The 18266-nt window shown below is 59.6% G+C and carries 15 protein-coding genes; 10 read left to right on the forward strand and 5 right to left on the reverse strand.

The window, feature by feature from the left end:
* Nucleotides 1-38 precede the first annotated feature (38 nt).
* The 5 genes from hpf to lptC all read right to left on the reverse strand — a co-directional run bounded on the left by hpf (nt 39) and on the right by lptC (nt 4725).
* Complete coding sequence (gene hpf, locus O3W47_RS17590; protein WP_003520085.1) at nt 39-611, reverse strand: ribosome hibernation-promoting factor, HPF/YfiA family; 573 nt, start codon at nt 609-611, stop codon at nt 39-41.
* 234 nt (nt 612-845) lie between these two features.
* Entirely contained in the window at nt 846-2396 is a 1551-nt protein-coding gene (gene rpoN / locus O3W47_RS17595) for an RNA polymerase factor sigma-54 (protein ID WP_269314267.1), read from the reverse strand.
* Nucleotides 2397-2663: 267 nt separating this feature from the next.
* Nucleotides 2664-3473 (reverse strand): LPS export ABC transporter ATP-binding protein, encoded by an 810-nt coding sequence (lptB, locus tag O3W47_RS17600; RefSeq protein ID WP_003520083.1) that lies wholly within the window; start codon nt 3471-3473, stop codon nt 2664-2666.
* 9 nt (nt 3474-3482) lie between these two features.
* A complete protein-coding gene (locus O3W47_RS17605) occupies nt 3483-4046 on the reverse strand; it encodes an LptA/OstA family protein (protein WP_003503784.1) in 564 nt (187 codons plus the stop codon).
* Nucleotides 4047-4059: 13 nt separating this feature from the next.
* The gene (gene lptC, locus O3W47_RS17610) at nt 4060-4725 is read right to left on the reverse strand and encodes an LPS export ABC transporter periplasmic protein LptC (protein WP_059759327.1); all 666 of its coding nucleotides are present in this window, start codon (nt 4723-4725) and stop codon (nt 4060-4062) included.
* Nucleotides 4726-4959: 234 nt separating this feature from the next.
* Here lptC and sppA point away from each other — a divergent pair, with 234 nt between their 5' ends.
* The 10 genes from sppA to O3W47_RS17660 all read left to right on the forward strand — a co-directional run bounded on the left by sppA (nt 4960) and on the right by O3W47_RS17660 (nt 18264).
* Entirely contained in the window at nt 4960-5913 is a 954-nt protein-coding gene (gene sppA / locus O3W47_RS17615; protein ID WP_080818837.1) for a signal peptide peptidase SppA, read from the forward strand.
* A gap of 2 nt (nt 5914-5915) precedes the next feature.
* A complete protein-coding gene (locus O3W47_RS17620) occupies nt 5916-6242 on the forward strand; it encodes an integration host factor subunit beta (RefSeq protein WP_219256707.1) in 327 nt (108 codons plus the stop codon).
* A gap of 64 nt (nt 6243-6306) precedes the next feature.
* A complete protein-coding gene (locus O3W47_RS17625; protein ID WP_003520079.1) occupies nt 6307-6648 on the forward strand; it encodes a LapA family protein in 342 nt (113 codons plus the stop codon).
* A 92-nt stretch (nt 6649-6740) separates the two neighbouring features.
* The gene (locus tag O3W47_RS17630) at nt 6741-7874 is read left to right on the forward strand and encodes a class I SAM-dependent methyltransferase (protein ID WP_269314268.1); all 1134 of its coding nucleotides are present in this window, start codon (nt 6741-6743) and stop codon (nt 7872-7874) included.
* The gene (locus O3W47_RS17635; RefSeq protein WP_080818073.1) at nt 7871-8731 is read left to right on the forward strand and encodes a TrmH family RNA methyltransferase; all 861 of its coding nucleotides are present in this window, start codon (nt 7871-7873) and stop codon (nt 8729-8731) included. The genes O3W47_RS17630 and O3W47_RS17635 overlap by 4 nt, the downstream gene beginning before the upstream one ends.
* Nucleotides 8731-9219 (forward strand): signal peptidase II, encoded by a 489-nt coding sequence (gene lspA, locus O3W47_RS17640; RefSeq protein ID WP_003520075.1) that lies wholly within the window; start codon nt 8731-8733, stop codon nt 9217-9219. The genes O3W47_RS17635 and lspA overlap by 1 nt, the downstream gene beginning before the upstream one ends.
* 55 nt (nt 9220-9274) lie before the next feature.
* A complete protein-coding gene (locus O3W47_RS17645) occupies nt 9275-11521 on the forward strand; it encodes a hybrid sensor histidine kinase/response regulator (protein ID WP_269314269.1) in 2247 nt (748 codons plus the stop codon).
* A 94-nt stretch (nt 11522-11615) separates the two neighbouring features.
* Nucleotides 11616-12497, forward strand: a complete 882-nt coding sequence (locus O3W47_RS17650) for a GNAT family N-acetyltransferase (RefSeq protein ID WP_003520073.1) — start codon at nt 11616-11618, stop codon at nt 12495-12497.
* Between the two features lie 190 nt (nt 12498-12687).
* On the forward strand, nt 12688-15339 hold the full coding sequence (mutS, locus tag O3W47_RS17655) for a DNA mismatch repair protein MutS (protein WP_127756827.1): 2652 nt from the start codon (nt 12688-12690) through the stop codon (nt 15337-15339).
* A 96-nt stretch (nt 15340-15435) separates the two neighbouring features.
* The gene (locus tag O3W47_RS17660; protein WP_269314270.1) at nt 15436-18264 is read left to right on the forward strand and encodes a [protein-PII] uridylyltransferase; all 2829 of its coding nucleotides are present in this window, start codon (nt 15436-15438) and stop codon (nt 18262-18264) included.
* Nucleotides 18265-18266 lie beyond the last annotated feature (2 nt).

Consider the following 18266-nt stretch of genomic DNA (forward strand, 5'->3'; position numbering starts at 1 on the left):
CGCTTTCGCGCTCTGCCTCCCACGTCTTGTCAGACTGTTCAGCTCTTGATCGTTTCCGCGTCGATCCAGCCAATATTGCCGTCATGACGCCGGTAAACGATGTTGAGATATTCCTTGCCCGGGCTGCGGAACAGCAGAACCGGTTCGTCCGTCATGTCGAGCGCCATCACGGCGCTGGCGACGGACATTGTCTTAATCTGTTTCGAACTCTCCGCTACGATGGTGGGTGCGTAATCTTCAGGAACCTCGTGGTCCTCATCGGGAATAGCATCCATCACCGTATAGGCGATTTCCTGCGACACGCCATTCGCACCATTGTGGTGGTCCTTAAGCTTGCGCTTGTAGCGGCGCAGGCGCTTCTCGATCCGCTCTGCGGCGGCATCGAAGCTCGCCTGCGGATCGTTTGCCTGACCCGCGGCATGCAATACAACGCCGGTATCGAGATGCAGCTTGCAGTCCGCGGCAAAACGCGATCCGGACTTCTCCACGGTCACCTGGCCTGAATACCCCCCATCGAAGTATTTGGTAACCGCCAGACCTATATTGTCCTCGATCCGCTGACGGAAAGATTCACCGATCTCCATATGTTTACCAGATACACGCACACTCATGGAAATTTTCCTTTTTGTAGTGATTTGCGAGTACCAGCTTACGTCAAGCCGCGCGCGCATCCAAGCGTTTCGAAGACCTTAAAAAGCCCTCATTCGAATTTTACGCCCATGGACGGTGGAGATGAATCCGTTACAAATGACCTTGCTTACGTGTGCGGCGGGCTTCTAGCCCTTGCCGTGGCAAGAGTCAATGGTGCGGCAAAAAACCGCCATAAACGTGATCGCGGTCGCCGCTCAGAAGGCGGATAGCTTGGCCAGCGCCTTCTTTTCCCTACGCCGCTGCACGGAGGAGGGGATGTTCATCGCTTCGCGATATTTGGCGACGGTGCGGCGGGCGATATCGATACCGCTCTTTTTCAGATTGTCGACGATATCATCGTCTGAAAGAACCGCCTCGGCGGCCTCCTGCGCGATCATGGCCTTGATGCGGTGGCGCACCGCTTCCGCCGAATGGCTGTCGCCGCCTTCCACGGCGCTGATCGACACGCTGAAGAAATATTTCAGCTCGAACAGACCGCGCGGCGTCAGCATGTATTTTTTCGACGTCACCCGGCTGACGGTGGATTCGTGCATCTTGATGGCGTCGGCCACCGTCTTGAGGTTGAGCGGGCGCAGATGATCCACGCCATTGACGAGAAAGGCGTCCTGCTGGCGCACGATTTCCGTCGCCACCTTCATGATCGTCCGGGCGCGCTGGTCGAGGCTGCGGGTCAACCAATGCGCCGTCTGCATGCACTCAGTCAGAAAATCCTGATCCTCGCCTGCACGCGCCTTGTGTTTCGACACCTCTGCGAAATAACTCTGGTTGATGAGCACGCGCGGCAGCGTCTCGGGATTGATTTCCACCAGCCAGCCGCCGGTGGAGGAGGGGCGAACGATAATATCGGGAACGATGGTTTCGGACACCATCGAATCGTAGCCTGCGCCCGGGCGGGGATTGAGCGTGCGGATTTCCGCCAGCATGTCGAGGAGGTCTTCCTCATCGACGCCGCAGATTTTTTTCAAGGAGGCGAAGTCGCGTTTCGCAAGAAGTTCCAGATTGTCGACGAAAGCCCGCATGGCCGGGTCGAGCCGGTCCTTCTGGGCAAGCTGGATCGACAGACATTCGCTTAAAGAACGGGAAAATACACCCGGTGGGTCGAAGCCCTGAAGTGTCTTCAGAACGTGCTCGACCACTGATGGGGCCGCTCCCAGCCGTTCGGCGACATCATCGACGGCATCCGCCGCAATATAGCCGGTCTCGTCAAGCTGGCCGATCAGCGCATCGGCGATCATCCGGTCCTCGGCGGCGGATATGGCGAGCGGCAGTTGCTGATTGAGATGGTCGCCGAGGCTCTGTCTGGCCGCGACGAAATCGTCGAGATCATAACTTTCCCCCGACTCCTGGCCGGGCATGGATTTCCATTGGCCGGCCAGTTCGGGCGCATCGGCCTTTCGGGGCTCGGCATCGTCGGGAAAGACGTTTTCGAAGCTGGTGTCCAGTTGCTCGCCGAGATTTGCGGCGCGATCACCATACCAGTCGTCGCTGTCGGGCGTCACCGTGGCGGATCTCTCCGAGCCTTCGCCGTCCGCGTCACCGAAACTCTCGGTCTCTGCCGGGGCATCGCTGCTCAAATCGCCATCGTTTGCCGCAATTTCCAGCAGCGGATTGCGCTCCACCTCCTGCGCGATGAACTGCGTCAGCTCGAAATGCGTCATCTGAAGCAGCTGGATGGACTGCATCAGTTGCGGTGTCATCACGAGAGACTGGTTTTGACGCAGCAAAAGGCTGGCAGACAATGCCATGGCGGACGCGAAACTCCCCTTACACCTTCTCCGTCGCCTGATTTTCCAGAAATTTTACTGAGACGACGGAACTTGGCCCAAAAATTGCTTTTTTATCTTGTTTGGTCAAGCGTCAGGGCGGGGCGCGATGAAGAATCTTTCGCGCGCCGATCATGATGATTTTAGGTCGAAACGACCTAAAATCTTAAATCATGATCTAGATCATATAATTAGAGCGGGATTTCAAGCGAAAACCGCACACACTTTTCGCTATCCCGCTCTAGGCGTTCAAAGGCTAAAATTATTGCCGAGATAGAGACGGCGTACATCCGGATTGTTGACGATATCGTCCGGACGTCCATGCGTCAGAACCTCGCCGGCATGGATGATGTACGCGCGGTCGATGAGACCGAGCGTTTCACGGACATTGTGGTCGGTCACGAGAACGCCGATGCCACGCGCAGTCAGGTGTCTCACCAGATTTTGGATATCGCTGACCGATATCGGATCGACGCCCGCGAAAGGTTCGTCGAGCAGCATGAAGGTTGGATCGGTCGCGAGTGCGCGCGCAATTTCCAGACGCCGCCGCTCACCACCCGAAAGCGCCACGGCAGGAGACTTTCGCAGTTGCGCGATATGAAACTCTTCCAGCAGCTCATCGAGCTTGCGGTTGCGCTTGGCAGCGTCCGGCTCATGCACTTCCAGCACGGCGCGGATGTTTTCCTCGACCGTCAAGCCCCGGAAGATCGATGCTTCCTGCGGCAGATAACCGACGCCGAGACGCGCGCGTCGATACATCGGCATGGTGGTGACATCATTGCCGTTGATGGCGATCTTGCCGGTATCCACGGGCACCAGGCCCGTGATCATGTAAAAACAGGTGGTTTTGCCCGCACCGTTCGGGCCGAGCAGTCCCACGGCCTCGCCACGGCGCACGACTAGCGAAACCCCGTTGACGACACGGCGCGTATTATAGGTCTTCGTCAGGCCATGCGCGATCAGCGTGCCCTGATAGGGGGTCTTGTCCGCCGGCGAGGCCGCGTCCGCGGATCGGCTGCGCCCACCGCCGAATATCTTTGAGATCGAGGGTATCTTCACGAGGAAAGACTACTGTTTTTTCTGCGATTTCGGATCGAGCATGATCCGCACAGGGCCGCCGCAGCTTTCGAGCTTGGCCTGTCCCGTATTCATCAGGACGGTGAGCTTGCAGCCGGTGAAGACATTCGTGCCTTCGGACAGCACGACCTGCTTGCCGGTCAGAATGAAGGTCTGCGCCGCCATGTCGAATTCGCCGTGATCAGCCGTCGCCTTCTGGGTCTCGGACGTCAGATAGACATTATTGTCGACGAAGATTTTTTCGATATTGGCGTCACCGCTGGTGAGCGAAGAACCCTCGCCCTTGTAATTCACGGTCATCTTGCCGGCCTGAAGGGTGGTCGTTCCCTGCACCACTTTCACATTGCCGGTGAAATAGGCCTTGCGCTCCTGATCGCGAATCTCGAGCTGATCGCTTTCAATCGCGATCGGCTGGTCGCCGGAGAGCTTGACGCCCTGCATGTTGCTGGTGGTGTTCTGGGCGAAAGCCACAGTTGCAAGACACGAAAAGACAAGGCCTGCGGCTGCAAGGCCGGCGGATTTGCCAAGGGAAACGGGACGGGAAATTTGCATCATCTGGACCGGGCTCTCACTTGCCTTCATTCTTGATATTGGATGCAGCGATACGTGCCCGTACCTGCCCCGAAAATGTAATTGTCTTGCCATTATCGGCGATGTCAATCGATTGCGCAACAATCGAGCCGTCGTTTGTTTTGATCGAAACCGGCTCCTGGCTGCTCATTTTCCCGGCCTTCAGATCGACATCCGCAGACTGGAACTTCGCTTGTATGCCATTGCTGAGATTGATGTCAAAAGGGGCGGTCATCTTCAGCTTGTTGGTCGCCCGGTCGAAAATGCCTTCCTGGGCGATCACCTGCGCGACGCTGTCGTTTACCGGCACTGCCGCCAGAACCTTCTCAAGCGTCATGAGATTGGGGTTGGCGATGTCCTGCAACGCACGGTCGGCGTTCATGGAATAATCGATCCCCTTCTCGTTGCGGCCGGCAACAGCGGGTTTTTCCATCACGATCTTGCCGTCTTCAATTCGTGCGCTCTCAAGAGAAACCTCGTCGGGCGCCCAGGTGCGGATAACCGAAACAGCGATGAAGGCGAGCGAAATGATTGCCGCGCCGAGCGGCAGAATGATTTTCAGCCGCTTCACGCGCGCAGAATGCCGCAGCGCGGTGTCATAAGCGCCGTTCTGGTCATTGGGCAGCGAAAATGCTGGCGCGGGTTCGCGGAGTCTTTCGAGCATAAGAGTGGGTCCGGAATGCTTCTAGGGCGCCATTCTGGCGCACAATCGAAGCTTGTGTCTCTATCTAAATGTCTTTGGCATGAGTGCTTTGTCCTGCCAATATGGTTTTTGTCTGGAGAGGTGCAAGGGAAATGCGAATTTTATCGTAATTCTGGTTTCCTTATTGTTTCCTTGCGGCTTCGCGTTAGAAGAACCATATAGCCTGAAGCGCAAAACCGGATGACAGAGGTTTTTATGGACAATATGGCGATAGCGGATCGCAGGCGGTTGCGCCGCAAGCTGACTTTCTGGCGGATTGCCGCCGTTCTCCTGCTTGTCGCCGGCGCTTTCGGTCTTTACCGGTTTTTATGGGATGGACCGCAACAAAGTGCGAAGCCCCATATTGCCCGCGTCGAGGTCTCCGGCCTGATCACCGACAATACCGAACTTCTCGAGCGGCTCGACAAGATCGCCAAGAGCGAGAATGTCAAAGGGCTGATCGTGTCGATTTCCTCGCCAGGTGGCACCACCTATGGCGGTGAGCGCATCTTCAAGGCCATTCGAGGCGTCGCGGAAAAGAAGCCGGTTGTTTCGGATGTGCGCACGCTCGCCGCTTCCGCAGGTTATATGATCGCATCGGCGGGCGATGTCATCGTTGCCGGCGAGACCTCGATCACCGGCTCGATCGGCGTGATCTTCCAGTATCCCCAGCTTGGCCCGTTGATGGAAAAGCTCGGCGTTTCGCTGCAGGAAATCAAGTCGTCGCCGATGAAGGCGGAGCCTTCGCCGTTCCACGAGGCACCGGAGGAAGCGAAGACGATGATCCGCGCCATGGTGATGGACAGCTATGGCTGGTTCGTCGACCTTGTGGCCGATCGCCGCAAGCTGCCGCGCGAAGACGTGCTGAAACTGGCGGATGGATCGATTTTCACCGGCAGGCAGGCGCTCGCCAACAAGCTGGTCGATACGCTGGGCGGCGAAAAGGAAATTCGCAGCTATTTCGAAACACGCGGTGTTGCCAAGGATCTGCCGATCGTCGAGTGGCGCGCGCCGTCATCCCGTTCGCCTTTTGCGCTTTTCAGTGTTGCGCAAATAGCGAAGTTTCTGGGATATGACGATTTAATTCCCTTCGCAGGCCCCGGCCAGCTCGGTACGGACAAGTTGTTTCTTGACGGTCTTGTTTCCGTTTGGCAGGTTGAGCCGCGTTAAAAATCCAATTCTTTCAGGGGGCAACCGTGATCAAGTCTGAACTGGTGCAGATCGTTGCTGCGCGTAACCCGCACCTTTATCACCGTGACGTGGAAAACATCGTCAATGCTGTGCTGGATGAAATCACCGACGCCCTGGCGGCAGGAAATCGTGTCGAGCTTCGTGGTTTCGGCGCATTTTCGGTGAAAAACCGTCCGTCGCGTTCCGGTAGGAACCCGCGCACGGGTGAATCGGTTTTCGTCGAGGAAAAATGGGTGCCTTTCTTCAAGACTGGCAAGGAACTGCGCGAGCGCCTGAACCCCGGCATGGGTGACGAAGAGGACGATTGATCGTCCTCACTGCCCGCGCCGGAAACGGAGCTAGCGGAGCCCCGCAGCGATGGAGTATTCTCGGATGTCGAAAAAAATCATCAACCTCATCATCCTGCTTCCGCTGGCGATTATCCTCGTCATCCTGTGCGTGGCCAACCGCCAGTCCGTGACGCTGGCGCTCAATCCGTTCCGACCGGAAGATGGCGTTCTGTCCTTCACCGCGCCGTTTTTCGTATTCCTGTTTCTGGCGGTCATTTTCGGTGTTCTGCTGGGATCGGCGGCCACATGGTTCGCCCAGGGCAAACATCGCAAACGCGCCCGTATCGAGGCGAAGGAAGCCGTTCGCTGGCATGACGAAGCGAACCGGCAGAAAGCCGCTGCGACAGGCCATCTTCCAAATGCCGGACAACTCCCGGCAAAGTGATGTAGCCGACATTCGTTCCGGCTCTAGGCGAGCGGCGCATGGAATGCTATTTGCTGCGCCATAAGACGCGGGCAGAAGCGGAAAGATTTCCATTGAAGAAAAAAGACAGTCGGCCGGGCAATCGTGCACGTGCCGGGAGCGAGAAAAAACAGGTTCATGCCGCAAAGCCGGCGCGCCGCGCGGATGCCGCGCCGAAAAAGCGCGAGCCGGATGCCGTGCGCAGCGTGCAGAAAGCCGCGCCGAAGGAAAAACCGGTCGTCGCCGCCGCCGCAGAACAGGTCCCCGCGCGCGCCCTGATGCAGCGCACCGGTGCGCTGCCTGCGGAACAGGTTCCCGTCATTCTGGAATCGAGCGGCGCCGGTGATTTTCACCTGATCGACAGCGGTAACGGCCTGAAACTCGAACAATATGGCGATTACCGCATCGTTCGCCCCGAGGCGCAGGCTCTCTGGAAGCCTTCGATCCCGGACCGCGTATGGCAAAATGCCGACGCCGTCTTTACCGGCGATACGGATGAGGATGGCATGGGCCGCTGGCGCTTTCCGAAGGCGGCGCTCGGCGAAACCTGGCCCCTTTCCCTGCTCGGCATCGAATTTCTCGGCCGCTTCACGGCCTTCCGTCACGTCGGCGTCTTTCCGGAACAGATCGTGCATTGGGAATGGCTGAAACATGCCATCGAAACGGCCGACCGTCCGCTGAAAGTGCTGAACCTCTTCGGGTACACCGGCGTCGCGTCGCTGGTCGCGGCGGCCGCAGGCGCTGAAGTCACCCATGTCGATGCCTCCAAGAAGGCGATTGGCTGGGCCAAGGAAAATCAGGCGCTCGCCGGGCTCGAGCAGGCGCCCATCCGCTGGATCTGCGAAGACGCGATGAAGTTCATTCAGCGTGAGGAACGCCGCGGCAGCACCTACGATATCATCCTCACCGATCCGCCGAAATTCGGCCGAGGCACCCATGGCGAAGTCTGGCAATTATTCGACCATCTGCCGCTGATGCTGGATATCTGCCGGGAAATCCTGTCGCCCAAGGCGCTTGGCCTTGTGCTGACGGCCTATTCGATCAGGGCCAGCTTCTATTCGATGCATGAGCTGATGCGTGAAACCATGCGCGGCGCCGGTGGCGTCGTCGCGTCCGGCGAACTCGTCATTCGCGAGGCCGGGCTTGATGGCAAGACGCCGGGCCGTGTGCTTTCCACATCGCTGTTCAGCCGCTGGGAGCCGAAATGATGAAAGATATGCGCGAAAATACCACGCGCCGGGTTGGCCAGGTCAAGGAAGTGACCAGCCTTGCCAATCCCATCATCAAGGATATCAAGGCGCTCACCCAGAAAAAGGGCAGGGAAGAGACCGGCACCTTCATGGCGGAAGGCCTGAAGCTGGTCATCGACGCGCTTGAGCTCGGCTGGACGATCAAGACACTGGTTTACGCCAAGGCCGCGAAGGGCAAACCGCTGGTGGAGCAGGCGGCGGTGAAGACGGTCGCATCGGGCGGACTGGTGCTCGAAGTCAGCGAAAAGGTTATCGCCTCGATCACCCGCCGCGACAATCCGCAGATGGTCGTCGGCATTTTCGAGCAGAAATGGAAGCCGCTGAAGGATATCCGCCCGGAAAAGGGCGAGACCTATATCGCGCTCGACCGGGTTCGCGATCCCGGCAATCTGGGCACCATTATCCGGACAGCGGATGCGGCGGGTGCTTCGGGCGTCATTCTTGTCGGGGATTGCACCGATCCGTTTTCGCTGGAAACAGTGCGCGCCACCATGGGTTCGGTCTTCGCCACCCCCGTCGCCCGCGCTTCGGTCGAGGAATTCCTGTCCTGGAAAAAATCGGCGCAGGTCAGTGTTGTCGCCACCCATCTGGCCGGCTCGGTGGATTATCGGAAGATCGACTATGCCGGAAAGCCGGTCGTGCTCCTGATGGGCAATGAACAATCCGGCCTGCCGCCGGAACTCGCCGGCAAGGCCGACCAGCTGGCGCGCATTCCCCAGCAGGGCCGCGCCGACAGCCTCAATCTCGCCATCGCAACTGCCGTCATGCTGTTTGAAGCACGGCGACATCTCCTCGAACTCGCACCGGTGACGTAATGGCCAAAGCGGCTTTGTTCTCGAAATTCGGCCCGGCTTTCGCGCTGATCGTCGCCGCACTGGTGCTGGACCAGATCGTCAAGCAGCTGGTCGAAGCCTATCTGCCGTTGCAGGAGATGGTTCCCGTTGCCCCGTTCCTGGCGCTTTATCGCACCTATAATCTCGGCGTGGCCTTTTCGATGCTGGAGGACATGCATGGCTGGTTCATCGTCAGCATGCGGCTCGTCATCGTCGTCTTCGTCTTGTGGCTGTGGCGCAAGACGGCGGCGGACCGCACCTTTGCCCATCTCGGCTTTGCCTTCATCATCGCGGGTGCAGCCGGCAATCTGCTCGACCGTTTTTTTTATGGACATGTCATCGACTATATCCTGTTTCATACGCAGACATGGTCTTTCGCGGTCTTCAATCTGGCTGACAGTTTCATAACCATCGGCGCAGCCTGCGTCATTCTCGACGAGTTTTTGCACGCCCGGACGGCTAAAAAGTAAAATTTTAGGGTTTCAGCCAAACATATCAAAACCGCTGCCGTGGTAGCGGTTGCCTATGAGCGAACTGGCAAGACTTCGGCAAAAAGTTTCAGATGAGCTGGGCCTGGCCGCCACGGCGGCGCAGCCGGCGGATCGTGTCGAGACAACAACGCACCATGCGGATGAAGAACATGCGACCGATACCAGGTCAATTGCGCTCTATGTCGCCGCGTCGTTATCGGTCGGGGCTTTTTCCGCAGCCCTGATCGCGCTTGCTGTGCCCTATGCGGTTACCGTTGCGCTGGCGACCTTCTTTGGCGCCGCGCTCGTCGGTGTCCTGCTCTATGCGCTCTTTGATGAATCTTTCCATCAGCCCACCGTGCGGGCTGCAGATTCCGATCTTCGGCTGCGGCAAACGCAAAACCGCTCGCTGATTGCCGAAATGCAGGAATCCATGGGCGATATCGTCGTGATCCGCGACATGAACCGGCGCATTGTCGAGGCGAACCGGGTCTTTCGTGAGATGACCGGCTGTGCGGCGCCCGAAGGGCTGAGCTGCGAGGAAATCGGCATCGCTTTCCGTCCGGGCGACAAGGTCCATGCCTATGATGTGGAGATCGCGACCCCGTTCGGTCAGCGCATCTTTTCCTGGCATGATGTCGTGACCCGCGATCTGGCAAGCAGCCGTCTTCTCATCAGCAGCATTGCCCGGGATGTGACCGAGGAGCGGCTTGCGCTGGCCGAAAGGGAAGACGCCCGGCAGCGCGCCGAAAAGGCCGATGCCGAAAAGGCGCGGCTGCTTGCCACGGTAAGCCATGAAATCCGCCTGCCGCTTTCCGGTATGCTGGGCATGAACCATCTTCTGTCGCAGACGAGGCTCAACGAGGAGCAGCGAAATTATCTCGATGGCATGCGGCAATCCGGCCAGTCGCTGGTGCAGCTTGTCGAGGATCTGCTGGATTATTCGACCATGGAGGCCGGCCGCTTCAGGCTCAACCCGCGGGCGGAAAACCTGCGCCGGCTGATCGAGAGCATCGTCGAGATGCTGGCCCATCGCGCCCATGAAAAAGGCATAGAAATTACCTCCTTCGTTGCGCCGAATGTGCCTGATCATCTCGATTTCGACCCGGCGAGGCTACGTCAGGTCCTCTTCAATCTCCTCGGCAATGCCGTCAAATTCACGCAGGAAGGCGGCGTCGTCATCCGGGCGCGCATGACCGACGACGAATTGCACATTGCCGTCGAGGATACCGGCCCGGGCATGAGCCGGGCGGAGCAGGCCCGTATTTTCGGGGAATTCGAGCAGGCGGGCCCGTTGTCGCAGCGAAGCGCCGGCACCGGCCTTGGGCTTGCGATTTCCGCCCGTATCGTGCGGGAATTCGGCGGCCGCCTCACGGTTTCGAGCCGCAAGGGCAAGGGCAGCACTTTCAAACTGGCATTTCGCCCGGCGGGCGCCCCGGCCGAAATGGCGGATCCGGCAAGGCGTCATTGTCTGCGGCATACAAATGTCCTGCTCATCGCACCGAAGGGCGTGGCGGCGGCGGTGGCGATGGAGGCGATCGAGGCTTTCGGCGGTCAATGCACTCTCATCCATCAGCCTGAAGATCTGGAAAAGCTGAGGAGGGGTTCTGCCACGCGAGCGGCCGACCTTACCGATATCATCGTCGACCGGCGCATTTCGCCGCTTTTCAGGGACGCCCTGAAGGATTGGCCGCAACAGAATGTCCGCCGCACGCTGCTGGTCAGCCCCGAAGAGCGGCCGTCGACCATGCATGTGGCCTTCGACGCCTGGTTGATCCGGCCGCTGCGGGAAAAATCCCTGATCGACGTCCTGTGCGGCCGTCTGCGCGGCATTGAGCGGCGCGACGCCATCAACGACAACCACCCGGATGTGGGATTTTCCTCGCGGGTGGCGGAAGGGGCGAGCGGTATCGAGATACTCGTGGCCGAGGACGATGCCGTCAATCAGCGCATCATCCGCGCCGTTCTGGAAAAAAGCGGCTACATCGTCCGCGCTGTCGAGGACTTTGAGGCGTTGCGGCAATCTGTGGAGCCGGGCGCATCCCGCCCGCCTGACCTCATCGTCTCCGATCTCAACATGCCGGGCGGCGAGGGGCTCGATGTGCTTCCCGACCTTCTCCATACGCTGAAGGGCGAAAGAAATATTCCCGTCATCGTGCTCAGCGCAGATGCGAGTGACGCGACCGCCGAAATCCTGCTTGGGGCCGGTGTCGGTGCGGTTTTGACCAAGCCTGCCGACCCGCGACGTCTGGTTGAGGAAATTCGCCGTCTGCTGGAGGCGAAACGCCTGTCGCTATCATAACTTGACAGACTCGCGCTGGCGGCATTTTGTCACTATTCTGTCGTCAATTAGTGATTTATGACAGGAAAATTCTTTGGTGGCGGAGCGATTCCCCATGGTTGCCGAAATCCTCAATCACGACATTTGTGAAAACAATGTTGTCATTAATCCTCGTCCCGAGGCAGCTCAGGACAATGAGGGTCTTTTCGGCCGTATCGGCACGCTGGAAACACGGCTCGCCAGAAATGAACGCGAGATCGATGCCGCGCAATCCGTGCGTTACCGGGTTTTCGTCGAGGAAATGAAGGCGAGGCTTCCCGCGGAAGCCATGCGCCGCAAGCGCGACATCGATGCCTGGGACAGCGTCTGCGACCATCTGCTCGTGCTCGACAAGGCGATCGAAGGCGACAGCGAAGACCAGATCGTCGGCACCTATCGCCTGCTGCGGCAGGAAATCGCGCTTGCCAATAACGGTTTTTATTCCGCCAGCGAATTCGACATCGCCGGTCTCGTTGCGCGCCATCCCGGCAAGCGCTTCATGGAGCTTGGCCGTTCCTGCGTGCTGCCCGAATATCGCACCAAGCGCACCGTCGAGCTTCTGTGGCAGGGCAACTGGGCCTATGCCGTGAAACACCGCATGGACGCGATGATCGGCTGCGCCTCCTTCCCCGGCGTGCAGCCGGAAGCCCACGCTCTTGCTTTGTCTTTCCTGCACCATAATTGCGTGGCCAAGGGCGAGTGGGAAGCTTCCGCCCTTCCTGAGCTTTATCATGAGATGGACCTCGTTCCGGCCGAAGCGCTGAACGCCCGCAAGGCGCTGAACGCCATGCCGCCGCTGATCAAGGGCTATATGCGCCTTGGCGCCATGTTCGGCTCCGGCGCGGTCGTGGACCATGCCTTCAACACCACAGACGTCCTCGTGGTCCTGCCGGTTTCGTCCATCGCCGGTCGCTATATCAGCTATTATGGCGGCGAGGCCGAGCGCATCAACGGCTGACCGGGTTTTGGCGCAGCCGCGCGGGATGTTCCTGTGGGCAGCGTCCCTGCGCGTGTTGTGTTGAGGTGGAGATTGCCGCTAGTGTCGGCGCTCCTTTTCCGCAACACGATATGACATCGGCAGGCCATTGACGGACGTTCTGACAACCGCTTCCCTGATCTCGGAAGAGAGCCGCGCGACGGCCACTCCGATGATGGAGCAATATATCGAGATCAAGGCGAACAATCCCGGTTCGCTGCTGTTCTACCGCATGGGCGATTTTTACGAATTGTTCTTCGACGATGCGGTCGAAGCCTCCCGCGCTCTCGGCATCACGCTGACGAAACGCGGCCAGCATATGGGGCACGATATCCCCATGTGCGGCGTTCCCGTCCATGCGGCAGATGATTATCTCCAGAAACTCATCCTGCGCGGTTATCGCGTCGCCGTCTGCGAACAGGTGGAAGATCCAGCGGAAGCCAAGAAACGCGGATCGAAATCCGTGGTCAAGCGTGATGTGGTGCGGCTTGTCACGCCCGGCACGCTGACCGAGGAAAAACTGCTGTCGCCGACGGAATCCAACTATCTGATGGCGCTTGCCCGCATTCGCGGCAGTGCCGAGGCGCAGTTTGCGCTCGCCTGGATCGATATTTCCACCGGCGTCTTCCGTCTGGCGGAAACCACGCTGACGCGGCTGCTCGCCGATATCTGGCGCATCGATCCGCGCGAACTGATCGTCGCCGACAGCCTGTTCCATGACGAGGAACTGCGGCCGGTCTTCGATGTGCTTGGCCGCGTGGCGGTGCCGCAGCCGGCGATCCTCTTCGACAGCGCTACGGCGGAAGGGCGCATTGCCCGTTATTTCAACGTCTCGACACTGGATGGTTTCGGCGCCTTTTCGCGCGTGGAAATGGCGGCCGCCGCCGCTGCTGTCGCCTATGTCGAAAAGACCCAGATCGCCGAGCGCCCGCCGCTCGGTGCACCGGAGCGCGAAAGTGCCGCCTCCACGCTTTTCATCGATCCGGCCACCCGCGCCAATCTGGAACTGGTGAAGACGCTGTCCGGTGAAAGAGACGGATCGCTGCTGCATGCCCTGAACCGCACGGTAACAGGCGGTGGCGCGCGGCTTCTGGCGGAGCGACTGATGTCGCCCTTGACCGATCCGGAAAGGATCAACGCCCGCCTTGATGCCGTGGCCTATCTCATCGATGACGTCTCGCTGTGTGATGGCCTGCGTGATGCGCTGAAACAGGTTGCGGATATGCCGCGTGCGCTCTCCCGCCTTGCGCTGGAGCGCGGCGGCCCGCGCGATCTCGGTGCCATCAGGCAGGGGCTGGCTTCGGCCGAAAGCATCGCCGCGATTCTGGATCAGGGATTGTTGCCGGATGAACTCGCGGCGGCGCTCGCGGATTTGAAAGCCTTGCCCGGCGGTCTCGAAGCCATGCTCGGCTCGATGCTTGCCGACGATCTGCCGCTTCTGAAGCGTGATGGCGGTTTCCTGCGAGAAGGCGCCAATCCCGAACTCGACGAGGTGCGGGCGCTGCGCGACCAGTCACGCCGGGTGATTGCCGGGCTGCAACTGAAATATGCCGATGAGACCGGCATCAAGTCGCTCAAGATCAAGCACAACAATGTGCTGGGTTATTTCATCGAGGTGACAGCTGGCAATGCCGATGTGATGACGGCGACGGACGAGGCCAAGGCGCGCTTTATCCACCGTCAGACCATGGCAGGCGCCATGCGTTTCACCACCACCGAGCTTGCCGATCTCGAAAGCCGCATCGCCAATGCCGCTGCGCAGGCTTTGACCATGGAACTGGAAGCCTTCGAGCGCATGGTCAAGGCTGTGGTGCAGCAGGCGGAAGCGATCAAGGCCGGCGCGCTGGCGCTGGCGGTGATCGATGTCGCCTCGAGCCTCGCCTATCTCGCAACCGAACAGGCCTATTGCCGACCGATCGTTGATGCCTCCATGACCTTCGCGATCAAAGGCGGGCGGCATCCGGTGGTGGAGCAGGCGCTGCGGCGGCAGTCGGCTGGACCTTTCATTGCTAATAATTGCGACCTGTCGGCCGTCAATGGCGGCAAGAACGGCGCGATCTGGTTGCTCACCGGCCCCAATATGGGCGGTAAATCGACCTTCCTGCGCCAGAATGCGCTGATCGCCATCCTCGCGCAGATCGGCTCCTTCGTTCCGGCGGAAGCCGCCCATATCGGCACCGTCGACCGGCTGTTTTCCCGTGTCGGCGCATCGGACGATCTGGCGCGCGGCCGCTCGACCTTCATGGTGGAAATGGTGGAAACCGCCGCCATTCTCAATCAGGCGACGGATCGTTCGCTGGTCATTCTGGACGAGATCGGCCGGGGCACCGCAACCTTTGACGGCCTTTCCATCGCCTGGGCGGCGGTGGAGCATCTGCACGAGGTCAATCGTTGCCGTGGTCTCTTCGCCACCCATTTCCACGAATTGACCGTGCTGTCGGAAAAACTCGGCCGCCTTTCCAATGCCACGATGCGGGTGAAGGAGTGGGAAGGTGACGTCATCTTCCTGCACGAAGTCGGACCGGGCGCTGCGGATCGTTCCTACGGTATTCAGGTCGCACGGCTTGCGGGCCTGCCTGCCTCGGTGGTGGAGCGCGCCCGCGAGGTGCTGACGAAGCTCGAAGATGCCGACCGCAAGAACCCGGCGAGCCAGCTGATCGACGACCTGCCGCTGTTCCAGATAGCGGTTCGCCGCGAGGAAACCCGCAAGGCCGGACCGTCGAAGCTGGAGGAAGCTCTGAAAGGCTTCAACCCCGACGAAATGACGCCGCGTGAGGCATTGGACGCGCTCTATGCGTTGAAGAAAGAACTTGGCAAGGCTTGAGGGGATAGATTGCCTGTCCATCGCCTTTAAAACTCGCTATAGGACACTCCCATCGCAAGTGGTGGGATTTCCCACAGGACATGGATACCGGCATAGATGGCCATCAAGGACCTGGATTTTTCCGACATTCTCGATGTATCGGCGCTGAAGCGCGAATGCGACATCATCTTCAAGGAAGACGGCAAACGCATTGCCGATATTCGCTCCGATCTGCTGCCGATCTTTCGCAAGGCCAGCACGGAAGGCCGGGAAAAGGCCAGGGAACTGCTGAAAGCCGATGGCAGCGGCATCGATTGCGCCAGACGCATCTCCTGGCTTCAGGATCGGCTGATCGAAATCCTCTATGATCTCGCCTGCCAATATGTCTATCCGAAAGATACACCGCAGATAGCGGTTGCTGCCGTCGGCGGCTACGGTCGCGGCACGCTCGCGCCGGGATCGGATATCGACCTCCTGTTCCTGTTGCCGGCCAAGAATACGCCGGACATGCACAAGGCCGTGGAGTTCGTGCTCTACCTGCTCTGGGATCTCGGTTTCAAGGTCGGCCACGCCACCCGCACGGTGGATGAATGCATCCGCCTGTCCAAATCCGATATGACGATCCGCACCGCCATTCTGGAAGTGCGGGCGATCTGCGGTAAAAAATCCCTGACCGACGATCTCGAAAAACGTTTCGAGTCGGAAGTCGTCACCGGCACCGGCCCGGAATTCATCGCCGCAAAGCTGGCCGAACGCGACCAGCGCCACCGCAAGGCGGGCGACACGCGTTATCTGGTGGAGCCGAACGTCAAGGAAGGCAAGGGCGGGTTGCGCGACCTGCACACGCTGTTCTGGATCGCCAAATATTATTACCATGTCCGCGATACGGCCGATCTGGTGAAGCTTGGTGTCCTGTCACGGCCTGAACTCCGGCTGTTCGAAAAGGCCGATGATTTTCTCTGGGCCGTCCGCTGCCAGATGCATTTCATCACCGGCAAGGCGGAAGAGCGCCTTTCCTTCGACATTCAGCGCGAGATCGCCGATGCGTTGAACTACCAGCCGCGCCCCGGCCTTTCCGCCGTCGAGCGTTTCATGAAGCATTATTTCCTCGTGGCGAAAGATGTGGGTGACCTGACCCGCATCGTTTGCGCAGCACTTGAAGACCGGCAGGCGAAGGACGTGCCTGGCCTTTCCGGCGTCCTCAGCCGCTTCGCCCACCGCGTGCGCAAGATTCCCGGCTCGGTGGAATTCGTCGAGGATCGCGGCCGCATCGCGCTCGCCAAGCCGGATGTCTTCAAGAACGACCCGGTCAATCTGATCCGGCTGTTCCACATTGCCGATATCAACAATCTGGAACTGCATCCCGATGCGCTGCGTGTCGTCACGCGTTCGCTTTCGCTCATCAATGACGAGCTGCGGGAGAACGAAGAGGCAAACCGGCTTTTCCTGTCGATTCTGACGTCTCGGCGCGATCCGGCGCTGACCCTGCGCCGCATGAACGAGGCAGGCGTGCTCGGCAAGTTCATCCCCGAATTTGGCAAGATCGTCGCGATGATGCAGTTCAACATGTATCATCACTATACGGTGGATGAGCATCTGATCCGCTCCGTTGGCGTGCTCTCGGAAGTGGACAAGGGAACGGCTGTCGATGCCCACCCGCTCGCCAACCAGCTGATGCCGAGCGTCGAGGAACGTGAGGCGCTTTATGTCGCCGTTCTGTTGCACGATGTGGCGAAGGGTCGGCAGGAAGACCACTCGATTGCCGGCGCGCGTGTCGCCCGCAAGCTCTGCCAGCGTTTTCGCCTCACCGGCAAGCAGACCGAAACCGTCGTCTGGCTGATCGAGCAACATCTCCTGATGTCCATGGTCGCCCAGACGCGCGACCTGCACGACCGCAAGACGATCACCGATTTCGCCGACAAAGTGCAGTCCATGGAGCGGCTGAAGATGCTGCTCATCCTGACAGTCTGCGATATCCGCGCCGTTGGTCCGGGCGTCTGGAACGGCTGGAAGGGGCAGCTGCTGCGTTCGCTCTATTACGAGACCGAACTGCTGCTCTCGGGCGGCTTTTCGGAGGTCTCCCGCAAGGAGCGTGCGCAGATCGCCCGGCAGGCGCTCTACGACGCCCTCGAAGACTGGGGCCAGAAGGCGCGGCGCAAATATACCAAGCTGCACTATGAGCCCTATCTGTTGACGGTGGCGCTGGAAGACCAGGTGCGCCACACCCGCTTCATGCGTGAGGCCGACAAGCAGGAAAAAGCGCTGTCGACCATGGTGCGCACCCATTCCTTCCATGCCATCACGGAAATTACCGTGCTGGCGCCGGACCATCCGCGCCTGCTGTCCATCATCACCGGCGCCTGTGCCGCCGCCGGCGCCAATATCGCCGATGCGCAGATTTTCACGACGTCCGACGGGCGGGCGCTGGATACGATCCTCATCAACCGCGAATTTCCGATCGATGAGGACGAGACGCGGCGCGGCAACAATGTCGGCAAGCTCATCGAGGAGGTTCTCTCCGGCAAGCAGCGCCTGCCGGAAATGATTGCTACCCGCACCAAGAGCCGCAAGAAGAAGAGCGCCTTCACCATTCCACCTTCGGTCATCATCTCCAACGGGCTGTCGAACAAGTTCACCGTCATCGAAGTGGAATGCCTCGACCGGCCGGGTCTTCTGGCTGACATGACGGCTGTGATCGCCGATCTGTCGCTCGACATTCACTCCGCCCGCATCACCACCTTCGGTGAAAAGGTCATCGATACCTTCTATGTGACTGATCTCTTCGGCCAGAAGGTGACGAACGACAACCGGCAGGCCAGCATCGCCACGCGCTTGAAGGCGGTGATGAGCGAGCAGGAAGACGAATTGCGAGACCGTATGCCGAACGGCATCATCGCCCACCCAGACGTGGCGGCCCTGCCGGCCGCGCGCACGGCAAAGGCTTGAAG

Origin of the sequence: Agrobacterium sp. LMR679 (genome assembly GCF_027157905.1) — a bacterium.
Classification (GTDB): Bacteria; Pseudomonadota; Alphaproteobacteria; order Rhizobiales; family Rhizobiaceae; genus Agrobacterium; species Agrobacterium leguminum.